Origin of the sequence: Burkholderia sp. 22088 (assembly GCF_052045915.1) — a bacterium.
GTDB classification, from domain to species: Bacteria; Pseudomonadota; Gammaproteobacteria; order Burkholderiales; family Burkholderiaceae; genus Burkholderia; species Burkholderia cepacia.
Map to the genome: position 1 here is coordinate 127,969 of NZ_JBQEPY010000012.1, position 17,795 is coordinate 145,763.

General features: G+C 69.6%; 15 protein-coding genes. 7 read left to right on the forward strand and 8 right to left on the reverse strand.

What is annotated here, in order from left to right:
- Positions 1–11 precede the first annotated feature (11 nt).
- The 3 genes from gcvP (at position 12) to ACTJLD_RS23345 (ending at position 5,646) form a co-directional block, all read left to right on the forward strand.
- The gene (gcvP, locus tag ACTJLD_RS23335; protein ID WP_091922517.1) at positions 12–2,939 is read left to right on the forward strand and encodes an aminomethyl-transferring glycine dehydrogenase; all 2,928 of its coding nucleotides are present in this window, start codon (positions 12–14) and stop codon (positions 2,937–2,939) included.
- Positions 2,940–3,090: 151 nt separating this feature from the next.
- Positions 3,091–4,227, forward strand: coding sequence for an alginate lyase family protein (locus ACTJLD_RS23340; RefSeq protein ID WP_027788675.1), 1,137 nt, complete (start codon positions 3,091–3,093; stop codon positions 4,225–4,227).
- A 30-nt stretch (positions 4,228–4,257) separates the two neighbouring features.
- On the forward strand, positions 4,258–5,646 hold the full coding sequence (locus tag ACTJLD_RS23345) for an L-serine ammonia-lyase (RefSeq protein ID WP_027788676.1): 1,389 nt from the start codon (positions 4,258–4,260) through the stop codon (positions 5,644–5,646).
- Between the two features lie 66 nt (positions 5,647–5,712).
- On the opposite strand, the gene ACTJLD_RS23350 is transcribed toward ACTJLD_RS23345, so the two are convergent.
- The 4 genes from ACTJLD_RS23350 to ACTJLD_RS23365 all read right to left on the reverse strand — a co-directional run bounded on the left by ACTJLD_RS23350 (position 5,713) and on the right by ACTJLD_RS23365 (position 7,229).
- Entirely contained in the window at positions 5,713–6,114 is a 402-nt protein-coding gene (locus tag ACTJLD_RS23350; RefSeq protein WP_044848378.1) for a type II toxin-antitoxin system VapC family toxin, read from the reverse strand.
- The gene (locus tag ACTJLD_RS23355; protein WP_440659782.1) at positions 6,114–6,350 is read right to left on the reverse strand and encodes an antitoxin; all 237 of its coding nucleotides are present in this window, start codon (positions 6,348–6,350) and stop codon (positions 6,114–6,116) included. Before ACTJLD_RS23355 ends, ACTJLD_RS23350 begins: the two co-directional genes overlap by 1 nt.
- A gap of 136 nt (positions 6,351–6,486) precedes the next feature.
- Complete coding sequence (locus tag ACTJLD_RS23360; RefSeq protein ID WP_440659759.1) at positions 6,487–6,771, reverse strand: type II toxin-antitoxin system RelE/ParE family toxin; 285 nt, start codon at positions 6,769–6,771, stop codon at positions 6,487–6,489.
- Complete coding sequence (locus ACTJLD_RS23365) at positions 6,768–7,229, reverse strand: antitoxin PaaA2 family protein (protein ID WP_027788680.1); 462 nt, start codon at positions 7,227–7,229, stop codon at positions 6,768–6,770. The genes ACTJLD_RS23360 and ACTJLD_RS23365 overlap by 4 nt, the downstream gene beginning before the upstream one ends.
- 299 nt (positions 7,230–7,528) lie before the next feature.
- Here ACTJLD_RS23365 and ACTJLD_RS23370 point away from each other — a divergent pair, with 299 nt between their 5' ends.
- Positions 7,529–9,232 carry a thiamine pyrophosphate-binding protein gene (locus ACTJLD_RS23370; RefSeq protein WP_059678233.1) on the forward strand — a complete coding sequence of 568 codons (1,704 nt, stop codon included), beginning with the start codon at positions 7,529–7,531 and terminating at the stop codon, positions 9,230–9,232.
- Entirely contained in the window at positions 9,229–10,371 is a 1,143-nt protein-coding gene (locus ACTJLD_RS23375; protein WP_226161188.1) for an ADP-heptose--LPS heptosyltransferase, read from the forward strand. The genes ACTJLD_RS23370 and ACTJLD_RS23375 overlap by 4 nt, the downstream gene beginning before the upstream one ends.
- A gap of 168 nt (positions 10,372–10,539) precedes the next feature.
- Here the strand turns inward: ACTJLD_RS23375 and ACTJLD_RS23380 are convergent, their stop codons facing one another.
- The 3 genes from ACTJLD_RS23380 to exaC all read right to left on the reverse strand — a co-directional run bounded on the left by ACTJLD_RS23380 (position 10,540) and on the right by exaC (position 14,202).
- On the reverse strand, positions 10,540–11,571 hold the full coding sequence (locus ACTJLD_RS23380) for a helix-turn-helix domain-containing protein (protein ID WP_027788682.1): 1,032 nt from the start codon (positions 11,569–11,571) through the stop codon (positions 10,540–10,542).
- A 205-nt stretch (positions 11,572–11,776) separates the two neighbouring features.
- Positions 11,777–12,322 carry a hypothetical protein gene (locus ACTJLD_RS23385; protein ID WP_059687892.1) on the reverse strand — a complete coding sequence of 182 codons (546 nt, stop codon included), beginning with the start codon at positions 12,320–12,322 and terminating at the stop codon, positions 11,777–11,779.
- A 353-nt stretch (positions 12,323–12,675) separates the two neighbouring features.
- The gene (gene exaC / locus ACTJLD_RS23390; RefSeq protein WP_021163584.1) at positions 12,676–14,202 is read right to left on the reverse strand and encodes an acetaldehyde dehydrogenase ExaC; all 1,527 of its coding nucleotides are present in this window, start codon (positions 14,200–14,202) and stop codon (positions 12,676–12,678) included.
- Positions 14,203–14,522: 320 nt separating this feature from the next.
- Between exaC and ACTJLD_RS23395 the strand changes: the two genes are divergently transcribed.
- On the forward strand, positions 14,523–14,951 hold the full coding sequence (locus ACTJLD_RS23395; RefSeq protein ID WP_333997628.1) for a pyridoxamine 5'-phosphate oxidase family protein: 429 nt from the start codon (positions 14,523–14,525) through the stop codon (positions 14,949–14,951).
- A gap of 108 nt (positions 14,952–15,059) precedes the next feature.
- Here ACTJLD_RS23395 and ACTJLD_RS23400 read toward each other — a convergent pair whose 3' ends face one another.
- The gene (locus tag ACTJLD_RS23400) at positions 15,060–16,673 is read right to left on the reverse strand and encodes an MFS transporter (protein ID WP_440659760.1); all 1,614 of its coding nucleotides are present in this window, start codon (positions 16,671–16,673) and stop codon (positions 15,060–15,062) included.
- Positions 16,674–16,828: 155 nt separating this feature from the next.
- Between ACTJLD_RS23400 and ACTJLD_RS23405 the strand changes: the two genes are divergently transcribed.
- Positions 16,829–17,713 carry a LysR family transcriptional regulator gene (locus tag ACTJLD_RS23405; protein WP_226182932.1) on the forward strand — a complete coding sequence of 295 codons (885 nt, stop codon included), beginning with the start codon at positions 16,829–16,831 and terminating at the stop codon, positions 17,711–17,713.
- Positions 17,714–17,795 lie beyond the last annotated feature (82 nt).

A 17,795-nucleotide genomic window follows, 5' to 3' on the forward strand; every position in this document is an offset into this window, starting at 1 on the left:
AGAGTCACGCCATGAAGCTCGAACACCCGGACCGCCTGATGAACCGCACGCCCCTCTCGCTCGCCGCGCTCGAAACGCACGACGCGTTCGCCGAACGCCACATCGGCCCCGACGCCGCCAGCCAGCAGGCCATGCTCGACACGCTCGGCTTCGCGTCGCGCGCCGCCCTGATCGACGCCGTGATCCCGGCCTCGATCCGCCGCGCCGAAACGCTGCCGCTCGGCCCGTTCGCGCAGCCGAAGAGCGAGGCCGAAGCCCTCGCCGCGCTGCGGGTTCTCGCGAACAAGAACCAGGTGTTCCGCTCGTATATCGGTCAGGGTTACCACGACACGCACACGCCGGCCGTGATCCTGCGCAACGTGCTCGAAAACCCGGCGTGGTACACGGCCTACACGCCGTACCAGCCCGAAATTTCCCAGGGCCGCCTCGAGGCGCTCCTGAACTTCCAGCAGATGGTCGCCGACCTGACGGGTCTCGCGATCTCGAACGCGTCGCTGCTCGATGAAGCCACCGCCGCCGCCGAAGCGATGACGCTGCTGCAACGCACCGGCAAGCCGGCGTCGAACGTGTTCTACGTCGCCGACGACGTGCTGCCGCAAACGCTCGAAGTGATCCGCACGCGCGCGCTGCCGGTCGGCATCGAGGTCAAGACGGGCCCGGCCGCCGACGCGGCGCAGGCGAATGCGTTCGGCGTGCTGCTGCAATACCCGGGCGTGAACGGCGACGTGCGCGACTACCGCGCGCTCACCGAAGCGATCCACGCGGCCGGCGGCCACGTGGTCGTCGCGGCCGACCTGCTCGCGCTGACCGTGCTGACGCCGCCCGGCGACTGGGGCGCGGACGTCGCGATCGGCAACACGCAGCGCTTCGGCGTGCCGATGGGCTTCGGCGGCCCGCACGCCGCGTATCTCGCGGTGCGTGACGAATTCAAGCGCCAGATGCCGGGCCGCCTCGTCGGCGTGACGGTCGACGCGCAGGGCAAGCCCGCGCTGCGCCTCGCGCTGCAGACGCGCGAACAGCACATCCGCCGCGAGAAGGCGACGTCGAACGTGTGTACCGCGCAGGCGCTGCTCGCGATCATGGCCAGCATGTACGCGGTCTACCACGGCCCGCACGGCCTGAAGACGATCGCGCTGCGCGTGAACCGCATCGCGGCCCTCTTCGCCGCCGGCGTGAAGCAGCTCGGCTTCGCGACCGTCAACGACACGTTCTTCGACACGCTGACGATCGATACCGGTGCGCGCACCGCGCAGGTCCACGAACTCGCGAAGGCCAAGCGCATCAACCTGCGCCGCGTGAGCGACACGCAAGTCGGCGTGTCGGTCGACGAAACGACGACGCGCGACGACCTCGCCGATCTCCTCGCCGTGTTCGCGCAGGCCGCGGGCGGCACCGCCCCGGCCGTCGATGCCCTCGACGCGGGCCTTGCCGGCGTTGCCGCGCTGCCGGCCGGCCTCGAGCGCACGAGCGCGTACCTGACGCACCACGTGTTCAACCGCCACCATTCCGAAACCGAAATGCTGCGCTACCTGCGCAGCCTGTCGGACAAGGATCTCGCTCTCGACCGCTCGATGATCCCGCTCGGCTCGTGCACGATGAAGCTGAACGCGACGTCGGAAATGCTGCCGGTCACGTGGCCCGAATTCGGCGGCATCCACCCGTTCGCGCCGGCCGAGCAGACCGTCGGCTACCGCGAGATGATCGACCAGCTCGAGCAGATGCTCGTCGCGGCCACCGGCTACGCGGCCGTGTCGCTGCAGCCGAACGCCGGCTCGCAGGGCGAGTACGCGGGCCTGCTGATCATCCACGCTTACCACGCATCGCGCGGCGAAGCGCACCGCGACGTGTGCCTGATCCCGGCGTCCGCGCACGGCACGAACCCGGCGTCCGCGCACATGGCCGGCATGAAGGTCGTGGTCGTCGCCTGCGACGCGCAGGGCAACGTCGACATCGCCGATCTCAAGGCCAAGGCCGACGAGCACGCGAAGGACCTCGCGGCGATCATGATCACGTATCCGTCGACGCACGGCGTGTTCGAGCAGAACGTCCGCGAGATCTGCGAGATCGTGCATGCGCACGGCGGCCAGGTGTACGTCGACGGCGCGAACATGAACGCGATGGTCGGCCTGACCGCGCCGGGCCAGTTCGGCGGCGACGTGTCGCACCTGAACCTGCACAAGACCTTCTGCATCCCGCACGGCGGCGGCGGCCCGGGCGTCGGCCCGGTCGCGGTCGGCGCGCACCTCGCGAAGTTCCTGCCGAACCAGCGTTCGACCGGCTACTCGCGCGACGAAAACGGCATCGGCGCGGTGTCGGCCGCGCCGTACGGCTCGGCGTCGATCCTGCCGATCTCGTGGATGTACATCGCGATGATGGGCGCGAAGAACCTGACCGCCGCGACGGAAACCGCGATCCTCAACGCGAACTACATCGCGAAGCGCCTCGCGCCGCACTACCCGGTGCTGTATTCGGGCCCGGGCGGACTGGTGGCGCACGAGTGCATTCTCGACCTGCGCCCGATCAAGGAATCGAGCGGCATCACCGTCGACGACGTCGCGAAGCGCCTGATGGATTACGGCTTCCACGCGCCGACGATGAGCTTCCCGGTGCCGGGCACGCTGATGGTCGAGCCGACCGAATCGGAATCGCAGGAGGAACTCGACCGCTTCATCGCCGCGATGATCGCGATCCGCGAGGAAATCCGTGCGGTCGAGGAAGGCCGCGCCGACCGCGAGGACAACCCGCTGCGTCACGCGCCGCACACGGCGGCCGTCGTCACCGCGAACGAATGGCCGCACGCGTACTCGCGCGAGCAGGCCGCGTACCCGGTCGCGTCGCTCGGCACGAACAAGTACTGGCCGCCGGTCGGCCGCGCGGACAACGTCTACGGCGACCGCAACCTGTTCTGCTCGTGCGTGCCGATGTCGGAATACGCATAACGCACACGAGGCCAGGAGCCGTCCGATGGTGCCCGCACCGCACGCAACCCGGGGTTGCGTGCGGTTTTTTTGTTCGCCGCTCGAACCCGTGCACGTTCGTGCGCCAATCCGGCTAACATCACACGCGATCCAGCCAATGAAGGAGTTCCGCATGGTGCGTCCGATGTTTCCGGGCCATGGTGCACTGCAAGGGCGGCCGCGCGCGCGCCGCTTCGTGCCGATGTTCGTCGCGTCGCTGTCGTTGGCCGCTGCCGGCCTCGGCGCGTGCGGCAGCGCGCGCGCGGCGATGAATTTCTGCGCGGCGCCGGCCCTGCAGGCGAGCGAGACGACGCAGGCCGAGCCGGGCGTCCAGGCGCTGATCCGCAGCGTCGACGCACGCATCGGCGAGCAGCCGAAGGCGATGGCGCGCGTGCACACCGAGGGCACGCTGCCGCACGAAGGCATCTACGACCAGAGCGCCGCCGCGCTGAAGGATCTCGACCTGATGCGCGATGCCGCGCTCGCGTGGCGCGTGACGAACGCGCCGCGCTACCTGCAGCTCGTCGACCGCTTCCTGTCCGCGTGGGTCGGCACCTACCAGCCGAGCTTCAACCCGATCGACGAGACGCGTTTCGACAGCCTGATCGTCGCGTACGACATGACCGCAAGCGCGCTGCCGGTGAAGACCCGCAACGCGACCGCGGCGTTCATCGCGAAGCTCGGCGCCGGTTATGTCGCGCAGATCGACGCGCAGAAGCGCCCGCTCACCGGCACCTGGCGCAACAACTGGCAGAGCCACCGGATCAAGCTGATCGCGCTGTCCGCGTTCACGCTCGGCGACCGCAGGATGATGAACGCCGCGCAGCGGCTGTTTGTCGAGCATCTGGCGGACAACATCGGCCCGGACGGCAAGACGTGGGACTTCGAGGAGCGCGATGCGCTGCACTACGCGGTCTACGACCTGCAGCCGCTGGTGACGGCCGCGCTCGCCGCGCGCCGCTTCAACCGCAACTGGCTGCGCGAGCGCGGCACGAACGGTGCGACCCTGGAGGCCGCGCTCGACTGGCTCGTGCCGTACGCGCTCGGCGAGAAAACGCACGAGGAATTCGTGAATTCGCCGGTGCCGTTCGACGCGAAGCGCCGCGAAGCCGGCCTGCCGGGCTACACGGGGCAGTGGGACCCGAAAAACGCCACCGAACTCTTTCATCTGGCCGCGCGGCTCGACGGGCGCTATGCCCGCGTCGCGCAGCAACTTTCCCCAACGCCGCCCGCATGGCTCGCCGCGTGCCTGCCATTGCAGGCGCGCTAGCACTACTCTTAAAGCAAGGCAGGAATCGAAATGGCAGTCAGCGTCTTTGACCTCTTCAAGATCGGTATCGGTCCATCCAGTTCGCATACGGTCGGGCCGATGCGCGCGGCGCTGATGTTCGTCCAGGGCCTCGAGCGCGACGGGATGCTCGACGCGACCGCCCACGTGAAGGTCGAGCTGTACGGCTCGCTCGGCGCCACCGGCAAGGGCCACGGCACCGACCGCGGCGTGATGCTCGGCCTGCTCGGCGACGCGCCCGACACCGTCGATCCCGACACGATCGACGCGCGGCTGGAAGACGTCCGCCAGTCGAAGAAGCTCGCGCTGCTCGGCACGCACCCGGTGCCGTTCGTGCTGAAGGAGAACATCGCGTTCTACCGCCAGGCGCTGCCCGAGCATCCGAACGGGATGAAGCTGCGCGCGAGCGACGCGAACGGCGCGGTGCTGGTCGAGCGCACCTACCTGTCGGTCGGCGGCGGTTTCGTCGTGACGGCCGGCGCGCCGAACACGAAGGTGCTGAGCGCGGCCGAGCAGATGACGCACCCGTTCCGCACCGGCGCCGAGCTGCTCGCGCTGACCGAGTCGACCGGCAAGTCGATCGCGCAGCTGATGTGGGAAAACGAGCGCGCGTGGCACACCGAGGAAGAGACGCGCGACGGCCTGCTGAAGATCTGGGCGGTGATGCAGTCGTGCGTGTCGCGCGGCTGCGGAATCGGCAACCCGGATGCCGACGGCAACCTGCCCGGCCCGTTCCAGGTCAAGCGCCGCGCGCCGCAGCTGTACCGCACGCTGACGGGCAGCCCGGAGCGTGCGCTGCAGGATCCGCTGTCGATGATCGACTGGATCAACCTGTACGCGATCGCGGTCAACGAGGAAAACGCGGCCGGCGGGCGCGTCGTGACCGCGCCGACCAACGGCGCGGCCGGCATCATCCCCGCCGTGCTGCACTACTACACGCGCTTCACGCCGGGCGCGAACGAGCAGGGCGTGATCGACTTCCTGCTCACCGCCGCCGCGATCGGCATTCTCTACAAGCTGAATGCGTCGATCTCCGGCGCGGAAGTCGGCTGCCAGGGTGAAGTGGGCGTCGCGTGCTCGATGGCCGCGGGCGCGCTCGCGGCCGTGCTCGGCGGCACGCCGCAACAGGTCGAGAACGCGGCCGAGATCGGGATGGAGCACAACCTCGGCCTCACCTGCGACCCGGTCGGCGGGATGGTGCAGATTCCCTGCATCGAGCGCAACGCGATGGCGTCGGTGAAGGCGGTCAACGCGGCGCGCATGGCGTTGCGCGGCGACGGCTCGCACTACGTGTCGCTCGATTCGGTGATCAAGACGATGCGCGAGACCGGTGCCGACATGAAGACGAAGTACAAGGAAACGTCGCGCGGCGGGCTCGCGGTGAACATCGTCGAGTGCTGATGCCGGTTCGGCGGTCATGCGGGGCGGATCGATGTCCCGCCTGACCGCCGGGCTCGATGCCCGACATCAATCGTTCAGCCAGTTCTCCAGCCGCAATCCCGGATAGCTGACGAAATCCCGCTCGTTGTTGGTCACGAGCGCAACGTCGAGCGACACCGCGTGCGCGGCGATCAGCTTGTCGAGATGATCCCTCTTCCGCTCGCGGGTTGCGTCGCGGACCGGACCGTACGCTTGCGCCGCCGCGACGTCGAACGGCGCAACGGGGATATCGTCGATCAGCGCGGCGAGATGGCGACGCTCCCGCGCAGGATTCGCACATGCGGCGACGCCGTACTCGAGCTCGGCATACGTGATCGCCGACATCACCACATCCCCCGTGTAGCACTGCGCAAATCGTTTCGCGACTTGCTCGGGCTGGTTCTTCATCAGATAGATGCACATGTTGGTGTCGAGCATGTAGCGCGGCATTACAGCTCCTCGCGATCGGCCTGCTCCTGGTCGCCGCGCCCTGCGGCCATGAAATCCGGCCCGAATTTCGCGAACTTCTCGAGTACGCGGGTCAACGGCCGCCGCATCGGTCGAATACGGATTTCGTCACCGATACGCTCGATTTCCAGTTCGATATCGTTACGCTCATAGGCGAGGTCGGCAGGAATTCGCACGGCCTGCGAGTTGCCGTTCCGAAATACCTTCGTCGTGTGCATGTCGATCTCCGCACGGATGTACATGGGATGTACATTATCCGATGCGGTCTGCGATGTAAATCCATGTGTGTACATAACATGCGTTCCCGTGAAATCCTTCATCCGCTGCTCGACGCCGACTTGCGGATATCGGGCATCACGGCCACTGCCGTCGCGCATGCAGCACGCGGAGGATCTCGACGATCCCCTCAGCCGGTCTGATGCGATACACGAGCACGTAGTTCGGCGCGACCACCAGTTCGCGCGTGCCGGCCACTCGCCCTTGCCGATACAGCTCTGCACGGGCCGGCAACGTGGCGGCCCTTTGTTCCAGCAGTTCGTCGAGTTCGATTGCGGCCTGCGGGTCGTCCTCGCCGATGTGGTCCATGATCGCGGCGCGATCCTCGTACGCCTTCGGATTCCAGTGCAGCGCGAGGGTCAAGAAGCATCCCCTCGCCTGCCCGCGAGCCGTTCACGCAGCGCCGCACGGCGCGACGCGAAGTCGGCGCTCACCTCCGCGTCGGGAATCGACGCGCGCGGGTCGTCCAGCGCCTGCTGCACCTGCTCGCGAAACCAGCGATCGTGGGCCGCTGCCTCGTGTGCCGCCTTCAGCGCAGCTGCGCGATCGGGCCGGGTCGCGCGGCAGGCCGCATCCGGGTCGAACGTGGACGCGTCCACATCGAACCGGCTGATGCCGATGTCGCGCAGAAAGCCGACCAGCGTTTCAAAGCGGCGAAACACCCGCACGTCGCCGCGTTTCGCCGACAGGAAACGTTCGTGCGCACCGCAACGGGCGGAAAGTGCCCAACCGTTGCCGCACCCCACCACGCGGGCCGCGCTTACGGCGCCGGCTTTGACAAGCTCCGTCAGCATCTTTTGATCGATCGTTTCGGTTGTCATGGCGATCCTCGATCCCTTTATCCATCGTTCGTTGAAATTTTACTATTGCCTGGCTGCCCATTTTATTGTTAATCGGCGCCCACTTTCAGCGGACAAACAGGTATTGGGTCCAGCTTCGCATCCATGGCAATCACTTTTCACCTTCGCGCACGCCGACACAAGCCGGCCGTTCGGCCACCCGAAGCCACGACGCGCGCCACGAACCGCTCCGCGTTCCGACACTTTTCTCCGGCCGGCGTACCGGCGCCCCGCCGACAGGCGTAAGCTGTACGTCCCGCTACCCAGGGAGACGGCAGCCCATGTCGCATTCCAAGGATCTCGAGCAGCCCGCCACCACCGGCGCGCGACTGCTCGTCGATGCGTTGCTCGCCAATCACGTCGAACGCGTGTTCTGCGTGCCCGGCGAGAGTTTCCTCGCCGTACTCGATGCGCTGGCGGACGACACCGCGCGCATCCAGACCGTCGTCTGCCGCCACGAGGCGGCCGCCGCGAACATGGCCGAGGCGGTCGGCAAGCTGACCGGCCGCCCCGGCATCGCGTTCGTCACGCGCGGGCCCGGCGCGACCCATGCGTCGATCGGCGTGCACACCGCGTTCCAGGATTCGACGCCGATGATCCTGTTCGTCGGCCAGTGCGCGCGCGAGCACCTCGACCGCGAAGCCTTCCAGGAAATCGACTACCGGCGGATGTTCGGCCAGATGGCGAAATGGGTCGCGCAGATCGACGATCCGCGCCGCATTCCCGAGTACCTGAGCCATGCGTTCCACGTCGCGACCGCCGGCCGGCCCGGCCCGGTCGTGCTCGCGTTGCCGGAGGACGTGCTGTCCGAAGCCTGCGCGCCGCAGCCCGTCGTGCCGGCCGCGAAACGCGTCGCGGCCGCGCCGTCGGCCGCGCAGCTCGACGAGCTGCGCGAGCGGCTCGCGCGCGCCGAACGTCCGTTCGCGATCGTCGGCGGCAGCGGCTGGACGCCCGACGCGTGCGCGAACCTGCGCACCTTCGTCGAGCGCTGGCAGTTGCCGGTGGCCTGCGCGTTCCGCTACCAGGACACGATCGACAACGCGCACCCGAACTATGCGGGCGACGTCGGGCTCGGGATCAACCCCGCGCTCGCGAAGCGCATCCGCGACGCCGACCTGCTGCTCGTGATCGGGCCGCGCCTCGGCGAAGCGACGACCGGCGGCTACACGCTGCTCGACATCCCGAAGACACGCCAGACGCTGGTTCACGTGCACCAGGGCGCGGACGAGCTCGGCCGCGTGTATGCGGCCGACCTGCCGATCGTGTCCGGGATGCCCGAGATCGCCGCGCCGCTCGCCGCGCTCGAGCCGCCCGAGCACCCCGCATGGGCCGGCAGCGCCGCCGACGCGCATCGCGCGTATCGCGAATGGCATGCACCGCTGCCGATGCCCGGCGACGTCCAGCTCGGCGACGTGATGGTGCAGTTGCGCGAGCGCCTGCCGCACGACGCGATCCTCACCAACGGCGCGGGCAACTATGCGATCTGGCTGCATCGCCACTTCGCGTACCGGCACTTCCGCTCGCAGCTCGCGCCGACGAGCGGCGCGATGGGCTACGGGCTGCCGGCCGCGCTCGCCGCGAAGTCGCTGTACCCGTCGCGCGCCGTCGTCGCGCTCGCGGGAGACGGCTGCTTCATGATGGCCGGCAACGAGCTCGCGACCGCGATGCAGTACGGGCTGAACATCGTGGCAATCGTCGTCAACAACGGGCATTTCGGCACGATCCGCATGCATCAGGAGCGCAACTACCCGGGCCGCGTGCACGGCACGGGGCTCACGAATCCCGATTTCGCCGCGTATGCGCGCGCATTCGGCGCGCATGGCGAGACCGTCGAGCGCACCGCCGATTTCGCGCCCGCGCTCGAACGCGCGCTGACCTGCGGGCTGCCCGCGCTGATCGAGATCCGCATCCCGCAGGACGCCAGCACGCCGGCCGCGACCCTCGAGCAGATCCGCGAACAGGGCCGCCGCGCGCGCGGCGGATGACGGTGAGCACGCACGCCGCGCCGCCTGCCGGCGCGCTGTCGCACGACGACGCGCTCGCGCTCCCCGGCACGCTGCTCGCACCGGACGGCACGCTCGTCGCGCCCTACGACCTCGAGCACGGCGACGCGCGTGCCGCCGGCCACGTCGCGGCCGCGCCCGCGCGCGGCCTGCTGCACGCGGCGCACCGGCCGTTCCGGCTCGACTATGGCCGCGCACGGCAGGTGCACGTGATCAACGGGATGGGGGTCACGCTCGGCGATTCGGTGATCGGGCTCACCGCCCTCGCCGCGCTGCGCGCAGCGCACCCGGGCCTGGGCTTCACGCTGTACCGGCCTGCCCGCGCGCCGCGCTACGTCGATGCGCTGTACGCGCTCGCGGCCGACATCGTCGCGCCGTCGCGCGCGCTGCCGTACCCCGCCGACGCGCTGCCGGCGGACGCGCCGTGCATCGACGTCGGCAATCACCTGTACTGGCCCGCGTTCGCGCGGTTGCCGATGATCGATTTCTTCCTCGACGCGCTCGGCGTGGAGCCTGCCTCGGTGCCGGCGTCGGCCAGGCGCAACCGCTGGCTCGCGCGGCTGCCGTTGCCCGCGTTGCCCGCGCAATGGCAGCGTCCGTACGTGCTGTTCTGTCCGAACGCGAGCACCGCGTTGCGCAGCGTGCCGCCTGCCCTTCGGGCAACGTTCGTCGAACAGCTGTCCCGGCGCTACGGCTTGCCGGTGGCCGGGTTCGGGCCGGTCGCGCATCCCGCGTATGTCGACGTGAGCGCCGATGCGGCAGGCGATACGGCCCGGTTCATCGCATGGGTCAAGGGCGCCAGCCTGCTGTTCGCGCCCGACACGGCCGCGCTGCACCTCGCCGACGGTTTCGACGTGCCGACGCTCGCGTGCTTCACGACGATCGGGCCGGCGCTGCGTGTGCGCGACTATCCGCATTGCGTGCCGGTCGCGCTCGACGTGCCGGCCGAATTGCGCGGGCTGCATCGCAGCGAGCGGCCGGCCGATCTCGCGGCGGTCGAGGCCGCTTACCGGGCGATCGACTGGGACGCGCTGGCCTGGCCCGCGCCGCGCAAAGCCGCGGCGACCGCCGCACGGGAAAACCGGACGCCAGCATCCGCTGCGTGGCCGAAAGCGCAATAGCGTGCCCGCGCCGCCTGAGCCTGAGCCTGAGCCTGAGCCTGAGCCTGAGCCTGAGCCTGAGCCTGAGCCTGAGCCTGAGCCTGAGCCTGAGTCCGAGTCCGAGTCCGAGTCCGAGTCCGAGTCCGAGCCTGAGCCCGAGCCAGGCTCACCCCGACTGCCGCCCCGCGCTCACCCCGCCACCATCACCGCGCGATCGCGCAGCGTCTCCGACGGCCGCTTGCCGAACAGCCGCCGGTAATCGGTCGCGAACTGGCTGAGATGCCAGAAGCCCCACGCCTCCGCAACGTCCTGCACCGAACCGGCCGCGCGGCCGCACAGGTCGCGCCGCGCGCCGTTCAGCCGCAGCGTGCGCAGGTAGGTGGCGGGCGCCATGCCGAGCACGTCCTGGAAGCAGTACTGCAGCGTGCGCCGGCTCACGTGCAACTGCTCGCACAGTTCGGGCACGCCGACCGGGCGCGTGCGATGCGCGAGCACGTAGTCACGCGCCTGTTCGACGATCCAGCGGCGCATCGACGGCGCGCGGCCGGCATCGTCGTCGGCCGGTTGCGCGCACACGTCGAACAGCGCGGCCAGCACCTCGGCCTGCAGGTCGTCGCGCTGCGCATCGGCCAGCGGGCCGGCCATCGCCACCGCCCCGTCGAGCCGGCGGCCGAGCAGCGCGCACAGGCGCGCGAGCCGCGCATCGCCGACCTGCATCACGCGCTGCGTGAACAGCCGCTCGTCGAGCGCGCGGTGTTCGACCTCCTCCGCATAACGGCGCAGCACGTCGCCGCGCACGACGATCCCGTAGATCGAGAACTGCGCGGGCGTCACCAGTTCGAATTCGACGTTACCGGGCCGGAACGCGAGCGCGCCGGGCCCGATGCGGCACGCATCGACGCGCGCGGTGCCGTCGCTCACGAGCGGGATGCCGAACCAGTACGCATCGCCGCGCACCTCGCATGCCTGGCGCAGCAGGTGGCTCGTCGATTCCCGAAACAGTTTCATCGTGTCGAGCGGCAGCTCGGTCAGCGTGCCGACGAAACGGCCGGCCGCGAGCTGGTCGTAGGTCTGCCGCCAGCCGATCAGGTTGCGCGCCTGCTCGTCGGCGTCGTGCGCGACGCTGACGACCGCCTGCCCGGCCAGCGCATCGTCGCCCTGCGCGTTGCGCCGCGTGTCTTCGGCCGTCGGTTCTTCGCTATACGCCACGTGTTGGTCCATCGTGTCCTCCCTCACCTGCCCGGAACCGCGTCTGTCACGCAAGTCCCGTGCCGAACCGCACGGTTCGGCGCACGGCCCGTCATTCCACGTTGCCCGGCCGTTGCGCGCCATCCGGGCGCACCCGAAGGCGGCGTGCCGCGCACGCCGCCGGTGCGATCCGCGCGACGACCGCGCATCTCGACCGCCGCCGGCCACCGAATCCCGGCTACCCGGCCGGCTTCAGCCGGACGACCCGCGTGCCGCAATTGCCATACGCCTGCGCGACCGCCAGCTCGACGATCGCGCTTCCGGCCGGCCAGGGCGCCGCGTCGGCTTCGGGCAAATCGGCGCGCAGCGTCGCGCGACCGTTGATCCGGTAGCGGATGCCGCGCACGAAGTCGACGAACAGCAACCCGACGCCGCTGCCGTCGCATGCCGCCGCATCGATCCGGCCCCCGGCGCCGGGGGCGGCGGGCAACGCGAACCGCAGCGTCTTCGTGTCGATCACGCGGACGACCGGCAGCAGATCGCCGTTCGCATCGCGCATGCCCGGCACGATGTCGCAGCTCACGGATGTGCGCGAGCCGCCTGCGGTGGCGATGAACATGAACGGCTGAGATTCGACGAACTGCCGCACGCCGATGCTCACGCGTGTCGTCACCACGTCGCTCATCCGCTCGGCTTCGTCGGCCACGCCGAAGCGGTGCTGCGCGTCGAGTTCGCCCGCATGGAACACGGGGTGACGCGGAAAGGATCGGGGCAGTTCTGCCATGCTGGTTTTCGTTACACGCATCGGCGCGCCCTGCCGCAGCGACGACACGACGGCCGGTATCGTTTCCGGCGCCGGCCGCGACGATGCTCGGCCGGCGCCGGGGGTCGGATGTCGAAGTCGAAAATGGCGAAGTGCCGGGTGGCCGGGTGGGCCGACGGCCACCAGCCGATAGCCGGTAGCCGCCGCATCGCACCCGCATGTGCAACGCCCGACGGACGGGCAAACGTCACCCGGCCATCGAACATTGAACGCAGCCCGCGCGCCCCACCAACGAACCCCGGCGATCGTCCCGGCCGGCGCTGCCCTGCCGGCCGGCCGATCCCGGCGCCCCGCCACTGCGTCGACGCCCCGGGTCAGAAGAACCCGAGCGCCTCGGCTTGGTAGCTGACCAGCAGGCACTTCGTCTGCTGATAGTTCGACAGCGCCATCTTGTGCGTCTCGCGGCCGATCCCCGACTGCTTGTAGCCGCCGAACGCCGCGTGCGCGGGGTACAGGTGGTAGCAGTTGGTCCACACGCGGCCGGCCTCGACCTCGCGGCCCATCCGGTACGCCCGCGTGCCGTTGCGCGTCCACACACCCGCGCCGAGCCCGTAGAACGTGTCGTTCGCGAGTTCGATCGCCTCCTGCTCGTCCTTGAACGTCATCACCGACGCGACCGGCCCGAAGATCTCTTCCTGGAACACGCGCATCTTGTTGTTGCCGAGCAGCATCGTCGGCTTCACGTAGTAGCCCGTGTCGAGGCCGGCGGCCGGCGCCGTGCGTTCGCCGCCCGTCAGGCATTGCGCGCCTTCGCCGCGGCCGATGTCGATGTACGACAGGATCTTGTCGAGCTGCTGCTGCGACGCCTGCGCACCGATCATCGTCTGCAGGTCGAGCGGGTGGCCGGCCTTGATGCGCTCGACGCGCGCGACCGCCTTCTCGATGAACTTCTCGTAGATCGATTCCTGGATCAGGATCCGCGACGGGCACGTGCACACCTCGCCCTGGTTCAGCGCGAACATCGCGAGCCCTTCGAGCGCCTTGTCGAGGAACGCGTCGTCCTGGTCGAGCACGTCGGCGAAGAAGATGTTCGGGCTCTTGCCGCCGAGTTCGACCGTCGACGGGATCAGGCTGTCGGCCGCCGCGCGCAGGATGTGCTTGCCGACCGGCGTCGAGCCCGTGAACGCGATCTTCGCGATCCGCTTGCTGGTCGCGAGCGCTTCGCCCGCTTCCTTGCCGAAGCCGTTCACGATGTTGATCGTGCCGGCCGGGAACAGGTCGCCGATCAGCTCCATCAGCACGAGCACCGACGCGGGCGTCTGCTCGGCGGGCTTCATCACGACGCAGCAGCCGGCCGCGAGCGCCGGCGCGAGCTTCCATGCGGCCATCAGCAGCGGGAAGTTCCACGGGATGATCTGGCCGACGACGCCGAGCGGCTCGTGGAAGTGGTACGCGACGGTGTTGTCGTCGATCTCGGAGATGCCGCCTTCCTGCGCGCGGATGCAGCCCGCGAAGTAGCGGAAGTGGTCGATCGCGAGCGGCAGGTCGGCCGCCATCGTCTCGCGCAGTGGCTTGCCGTTGTCGATCGTCTCGGCCACGGCCAGCAGCTTCAGGTTCTTTTCCATCCGGTCGGCGGCGGCGAGCAGCAGGTTCGCGCGCTCGGCCACGGACGTCTTGCCCCACTTGCGGCGCGCGGCATGCGCGGCGTCGAGCGCCAGCTCGATGTCGTCGGCGCCCGAGCGCGGAATGCGGCAGAACGGCTGGCCGTTGATCGGCGACACGTTCTCGAAATACTCGCCTTTCACCGGCGGAACCCACTTGCCGCCGATGTAGTTGTCGTATTGCTGACGGTACGGGTATTCGACGTCGAGGCCCAGTTGCTTCAGGTCAAACGGGTTCATACATGTCTCCTGTTCATCGTGCTTGTGTGCGTACAGCGCCGGTTGGATCGCGCTGCATCCGTTTACGCAACATGCGTGCCAAACCGGACGGAAGCACGGCGACCACGGCCGGCCCGCGTGCGCACCGTGCCGTGTTCACCCATGCAGCACGGCGGGTGTACCCATTCTGAACAGCGCGATTGCGCAGCAGCCAGGCCGGTGTGCGAAATTTCCACAGTGCGCGGGCGCGCGTGCAGGCGGACGCCGGCCGCGACGCGTGGCATGTCGCTTGCGTGCGCATCGTGCATTCCCACGCAACGGCGAGTGCGCCGACCGACACCATGAACGACCGCGGCCCCCTGACCGACGACGCCATCGCGTTCATCCGCGAGCAGGCGTTCCTGATCGTCGCGACCGCCGACGAAGGCGGCAACAGCGACTGCTCGTACCGCGGCCGCCAGCCGCGCGCCGACGGCTCGTTCGAACCGCTCGTCGACATCCCCGACCGCCGCACGCTCGTGCTGCCCGACTTCGCGGGCAACAACCTGTTCAACACGATCGGCAACCTGCTCGTGAATCCGGCCGTCGCGCTGCTGTTCGTCGATTTCGTGCGCCAGACGACCTGGCTCGTGCAGGGCCGCGCGACGATCGACGAGGATGCGCAAGGCCGTGCCCACCTGTGGCCGGACGCGCAGCGCTATGTGGTGGTTGAAGTGGAACGGGCGCAGGCGCGCGCGGATGCGGCGCTGCCGCCGCTGGTGCTGGCGTGATTCACGGGATGCACTGAACGGATCGTCGACTTGCGATGCAAACGACGATGAAACGACGCGGCGCTCCGGCTGCCGTGACCGAAGCGCCCGTGCATGGCGATACGCCGCTCAACGCCCGTGCGTTTCCGTGCAGGCCGCATCGATCCGGTTGCGCACCGGCACGTCGGCATGGGCGTGCCCGTCGGCGCCGTCGCCCGCTTCCGCAGCCACCCGCCGCCCGCCGAGAAACACGAACACCACCACCGCACACAGCACGGTGACGACCGCCAGCCCGATCAGCAACCGGTCGAATGCATGCGCGTAACTCGCGAGCAGCGCCGCCTCGCCGACACCCGGCAATGCAGCCGCCGCGCCCGCGAGATCGCCGGTCGCGAGCCGCGCGGCCGCACGCAGCGTCGCATCGGGCGTGCCGGCGGCGCCCGCCGCCTGTCGCAGCCCCGTCTGCGCGAGTGCGGCCAGTACCGCGCCGACGATCGCGAGCGCGATCCCTTCGCCGGCCACGCGCGTCGTGCTGAAGATGCCCGTCGCCATCCCCGCGCGCTCCTTCGGCACAACGCTCACCGACAGCCCGTCCATCAGCCCCCACGGCATGCCGGCCCCGACGCCGATCGCGAGCATCGGCGCGATCGCCGCCGGCCCCGCACCGCCGCGCAGCGCGACGTCCAGCCACACCAGCCCGGCCGCCGCGATCAGCAACCCGAGCCCCGAGATCACGCCGGCCGTCAGCCAGCGCGTGAGCGTCGCCGCGACCAGCGGCACGACCAGCATCGGCGCGGAAATCGCGAGCATCAGCCAGCCGGCGTCGATCTCGCTGAAGCCGTCGATGCCGATGAAGCGCAGCGGCAGCACGACGAGCAGCACGATGTAGCAGCAGCAGGTCGACACCGGCAGTACCTGCACGCCGACGAAGCGCGCGATCCGGAACAACGACAGGTCGAGCATCGGCCGCGCGACCCGCGTCTCGATCGCCACGAACGCGCAGGCGCCGAGCGCCGCGCCGGCCAGCAGCGCGATCACGAGCGCGTTCGACCATCCGCGTGCGGGGGCCTCGATCACGCCGAACGTGAACAGCGTCAGCGCGGCGGTGAACGCGGCCGTGCCGGGCCAGTCGAGCCCCGTCGCGTGCGGGTCGCGCGACTCGTGCATGCGCGGCAGCCCGAAGCCGAGCGACAGCCCGCCGGCCACCGCGCTCGTCACGAAGATCGTGCGCCAGCCGCCGTGCCCGATCAGCGCGCCGGCCAGCACGGGCCCGAACGCGAGCCCGATGCCGAAGGTCGTGCCGAGCAGGCTGAATGCGCGTGTGCGCGCCGCGCCGTCGAACTCCTGCGCGAGCGCGGCCGTGCCGCCCGCGAGCGCCGCGGCCGCCGCGAGCCCCTGCGCGGCGCGCAGCAGGTCGACCGCGAGCATCGACGGCGCGAACGCGAGCGCGACCGACATCAGCGTGAAACCGCCGACGCCGATCGCGAACACGCGCTTGCGGCCGAACTGGTCGGCCAGCGCGCCCGCCGCCATCAGGCAGCTGCCGAACGCGAGCATGAACGCGTTGGTGATCCAGTTCATCGCGACCGTGCCGCCGTGCAGGTCGCGGCCGATCGCGGGCGTCGCGACCGCGCCGCCCGAAAACGACAACGGCAGCGCGACGGCGGCCATGCAGACGGCGGCCAGCACCCACGCGCGCCGGCGTGCCGACTGCGTCGATGCGGCTGAAAAAGGCTGATCCATCATCGCTCCTCAAAAGGCCGGCGCGGATGCGCCGTCAGAGCGACAGAAGATAAATCCGATTCAATCGAAGAAAAACCACGCGAAGTTCCGCATATACCGGACTAGAATTCCGCAATTCACTTCACCGCGCGCGTCGTCGTGCGCGCTTCGATTCGATGGAAAACCTGTCCGGCATCGTCGCGTTCGTCCGCACCGCCGAAGCGCTGAGCTTCGTCGCGGCGGGCCGCGCGCTCGGCATCTCGGCGTCGGCGGTCGGCAAGACGATCGCGAAACTCGAACAGTCGCTGGGCGTGCGCCTGTTCAACCGCACGACCCGCCGCGTCACGCTCACCGAAGAGGGGCGCCACTTCTACGAACGTTGCCAGCGGATCCTCGAGGATTTCCGCGACGCGGAAGCGACCGTGACGGCGTCGGCGCAGCGCCCGCGCGGCAGGCTGCGCGTGAGCCTGCCGGTGATCGGCTACCGGTTCCTGCTGCCGGTGCTGCCCGAGTTCCGGCAGCGCTACCCGGACGTCGAGCTCGATCTCGATTTCAACGACCGGATGGTGGATGTCGTCGAAGGCGGCTTCGACGCGGCGATCCGTAGCGGCCCGCTGTCCGATTCGAGCCTGATGTCACGGCGGCTCGGCCCGTTTGCGTTCGTGCTGTGCGCGACGCCCGCGTATCTCGCGCGGGCCGGCACGCCGCGCGCGCCGCGCGATCTCGAAGCGCACGAATGCGTGCGCTACTGCTTCCCGACCACCGGCAAGCTGCAGGACTGGGCGCTCTCGGCCGCCGACGGCACGCCGCCGAAGCTGCGCACCGCGCTGACCTGCAACAACATGGAAGCCCTGCGCGGCACCGTGCTCGCGGGGCTCGGCATCGGCTACATGCCCGACTTCCTCGCGCGCGACGCGCTCGAACACGGCGCGCTCGTCACCGTGCTCGACGACTACCGGATCGCGCCGGGGCAGTTCTCGATCGTGTGGCCGTCGAGCCGGCAGTTGTCGCCGAAGCTGCGCGTGTTCGTCGATTTTCTGTGCGAGCGGCTGTTCAGGTAGCCGGGTAGCGGGCACCTCGACAGCCGCCCTCGTGCCGCTCCTGCCGCCCGAAAAGCACGCAACCCGCGATGCGGGAGCGGCC